This is a genomic window from Pseudomonadota bacterium (assembly GCA_010028905.1).
Lineage (GTDB): Bacteria > Vulcanimicrobiota > Xenobia > RGZZ01 > RGZZ01 > RGZZ01.
Genome location: RGZZ01000534.1, coordinates 1 through 3181 on the forward strand (window position 1 = coordinate 1; position 3181 = coordinate 3181).

At 69.2% G+C, this 3181-nt stretch carries 5 protein-coding genes; 3 read left to right on the forward strand and 2 right to left on the reverse strand.

Translation table 11 applies throughout. From position 1 onward, the window contains the following. The coding region (locus EB084_22410; GenBank protein ID NDD31017.1) for an HAD-IIIA family hydrolase at nucleotides 1–500 on the reverse strand (500 nt) is incomplete at its 3' end. A 44-nt stretch (nucleotides 501–544) separates the two neighbouring features. Then, nucleotides 545–1354 (reverse strand): nucleotidyl transferase, encoded by an 810-nt coding sequence (locus EB084_22415; protein ID NDD31018.1) that lies wholly within the window; start codon nucleotides 1352–1354, stop codon nucleotides 545–547. A gap of 144 nt (nucleotides 1355–1498) precedes the next feature. Here EB084_22415 and EB084_22420 point away from each other — a divergent pair, with 144 nt between their 5' ends. The 3 genes from EB084_22420 to EB084_22430 form a co-directional block, all read left to right on the forward strand. Then, nucleotides 1499–2032, forward strand: a complete 534-nt coding sequence (locus EB084_22420) for a bifunctional nuclease family protein (GenBank protein NDD31019.1) — start codon at nucleotides 1499–1501, stop codon at nucleotides 2030–2032. Between the two features lie 28 nt (nucleotides 2033–2060). Further along, complete coding sequence (locus EB084_22425) at nucleotides 2061–2450, forward strand: hypothetical protein (protein ID NDD31020.1); 390 nt, start codon at nucleotides 2061–2063, stop codon at nucleotides 2448–2450. Beyond that, on the forward strand, nucleotides 2377–3181 hold an 805-nt coding region (locus tag EB084_22430; GenBank protein ID NDD31021.1), incomplete at its 3' end, for an ABC transporter permease. The genes EB084_22425 and EB084_22430, both read left to right, overlap by 74 nt.

Sequence of the window (3181 nt, forward strand, 5' to 3'; positions counted from 1 at the left end):
ACGAACCCATCGAGGTCCGGCGCGATGTGATCGGCCGGCCCGACCGTGGCGTCGAGCACGCCGCAGGCCGCGCACGACGGCTTGCCGAGAAAGGCCGTGCGAAGTCCCAGGAGCCGCCCCGCCTGCACATCGGTGACGCCATCTCCCACCATCCAGACGCCATCGCGCGGACGCTGCGGATGCGCCTCGAGGGCAGCGCGCAGCAGCCCCGCGGCGGGCTTTCGACACGCGCAGGCGTCCTCGGCTCGGTGGAAGCAGATGTGCGAGCTCGCGATGCGACCACCGCCCGCCTCGATCTCGGCCACCACGCGCGCGTGCACCGCCTCGAGGTTCTCGCGCGAGGTCTTGCCCTTGGCCGCCGCCGGTTGATTTGTCACGATGGCGACACCGTACCCCGCCTCGGTGAGACGGGCCACCGCGGCCACCGCGCCGGGGAGCATCTCGACCTGCGAAGGATGGAGCGGGCTGTCTGTGAGACCGTGCTCAGCGTGCACGACCATCCGGTTGAGCACCCCGTCGCGATCGAGGAGGATGAGGGGAAGCGTCACGCGCGTCGCGCCTCCAGGAATCGCTCCATCTCGGCGAGCCCCTCGGGCGAGCCGACCTCGTGGAACGGCTCGGTCACCTCGTAGCCTGCCAGCAGGCCTTCGACGCTGAGCGCACGGGTGAGGTCGGAGAGATCAGCGACCTCGCCCGATGCGACGCGGGTCTGAACCAGGTCGCGTCTGAACACGCTGATGCCGTAGTCGATGTGCGCGGCCGACGGGCGCTGCGGACGCTTGTCGTGCAGCAGCACGCGCCCCTCCGCGTAGTCGACGTTGTTCATCTGCGACCGCGCCTCGTTGCGATACACCGCCATCATCGCCGGTAGCCCACAGGTCTCGAAGGCCACGAAGAATGCCTCCAGATCGACCGGAAGGTACGAGTCGCCATACTGCACGGCAAAGCGCTCGGCCACGACGCCCGCGTCGATGGCGTGTCGCAGCGCGCCCGCGGTGCCGAGGAGCCGGGCGCCGTCGTCGACGTAGCGGACGCGCATGCCCCAGGAAGCGCCATCGCCCAGCGCGGCGCGCATCTGATCGCCGTGGCGGCCGATGCAGAAGACCAGATCGGTCACGCCGTGGTCGGCAAGCCATTCGATCTGGTGGAACGCGAAAGGCTTGCCGGCCACCGGGATCAGTGCCTTCGGAAGGTCTTCGGTGAGCGGGTGCATGCGCGTGCCCAGACCGCCGGCAAGGATGATGAGCTGCATGGGCGCCTGCTTCTCGTCCCTCACGCGGGGTCCCTTCCGAAGCGCCCTGACGGGCTCGACGTGCGCCGATACAGCCACACGGGAAAGGGGCATCGTATACATGCCGCGGCGCGCACGCCCCCGAGGACAGGGGGGCGCAGGAGTTCGGACGATGTCGCGGAACTCCTGACGAAGAACGGCCCCAACCCCGAAACCCGCACGGCGCTCCCGAGGGGAGCCCGCGGCACGACAACTTCCGAGTAAGGTGTGCTCATGACCCCTGAACGAGGCGAGACCGGCCCCGACATGCGCAAGATGAAGGTCGACAAGCTGGGCATCGACCTGCTGACGCACGATCCCGTGGTCATCTTGAAAGACAGCGACGGCAAGCGATACCTGCCCATCTTGATCGGTCCCTTCGAAGCCACCGCCATCGCGCTGGCCCTCGAGGGCACGCAGGTCCCCCGACCGCTGTCGCACGACCTCATGAAGTCGATCATCGAGTCGCTCAGCGCGAAGGTGCTGCGCATCATCATCCACGACATCCACGACAACACGTTCTTCGCAAAGGTCGTGCTCGAGGCGGGCAGCGGCGAGCTCGAGATCGACGCCCGCCCGAGCGACAGCATCGCCCTGGCGCTGCGCACCAACTCTCCCATCTTCGTCAGCGAGCGCATCATCCTCGAAGAGACGGTGGTCGACAAGTCGGCCGAGGAACAAGACGTCAAGAAGTTCAAGCGATACATCGACAACCTGAAGCCCGCCGACTTCCTCAAGGGCAAGGACGACAAGAAGCAGTAGTGTCGCTCCTGTCGGCGCGCGACGGCCGATGAGCGTTGCGGCGGCGTGGCGCACCGATCTCGCGGGAGACTGGCGCTCGCTCTGGCGCAGGCGCGGACGAGCCCTTCTGACGAGCACCGGCATGGCCTGCGGTGTCTTCGCCCTGGTGCTGATGGGGGCGCTCTCCGAGCACTTCCGCCTGCTCACCGCTCACTTCGCAGACCCGTTCGACGGCCGGCTGTACGTGTGCGAGAAGCTCTCGTTCTGGGCAGGAGGCGGGCTCATCGACGAAGACCGCGCTGCCGAGGCGGCCCGTGTGGACGGGGTCTCCGCGGTCGTGCCGGTGGTCATGGGGGTTCACCCTCGTGGGCGTGCCGCCACGGGAAGCCTCCCAGCTCTGGCGAGGCGGCACGCTGTCCGACGGTCGCTGGCTCAATGACCGCGACGACGATCACGACAGCGCGGTACTCGGCAGCGACGTCGCCTATGCGTTCCAGGTCCGCTGCGGCGAGCGCATCCACGTGCTCGAACGCGACTTCCTGGTGGTGGGCGTGCTGGCCCACGCCGGCGCGCTGGAAGACCGTCAGATGCTTGTGGGGCTGCGCACAGGGCAGCGCGCGCTGCGGCGAGAAGGGCTGCTCACGAGCCTCATGGTCACGCCTTCAGCGGGCGCGCCTCTCGAGGCGCTCGCCACATCGCTCGGCGCTGCGCTGCGACCCCTCACGGTGGTGACGCCCTCCCAGCTCGCCCACGAGGCCGCGCAGAGCACGCGGCTGTGGCGGGCGCTGGTGCTCGCCTGCGGGCTCATCGCGGCGCTCACGGGCAGTCTCTGCATCGTGGTCACCATGACCGTCGCGGTGACCGAGCGCACGCACGAGATCGGCCTCAAGAGAGCCATCGGCGCTTCCGCCGGGCAGGTGACGGCCGAGATCATGCGTGAGGCGGGCCTGCTCGCCGCCATCGGGTGGGCGGCCGGCGTCGCCGCTGCCGCGACCTTCGTGTGGGCCTGGAACCAGGGCTTCCGCCGCGAAGGGCTGCTGCTGTTCGCGCTCACGCCTCGCGTGCTCGCGCTGAGCGCCGCCTGCGCGCTGCTGCTGGGCCTGATGGCCGGCGCGCTGCCCGCGCTCTCGGCGGCAAGACTCGACCCGGTGGCCGCGCTGCGGCGGAGAG

Coding starts and splice junctions, on each gene's coding strand:
- EB084_22415 (NDD31018.1), bottom strand. CDS start 1,354: ATGTATACGATGCCCCTTTCCCGTGTGGCTGTATCGGCGCACGTCGAG.
- EB084_22425 (NDD31020.1), top strand. CDS start 2,061: ATGAGCGTTGCGGCGGCGTGGCGCACCGATCTCGCGGGAGACTGGCGC.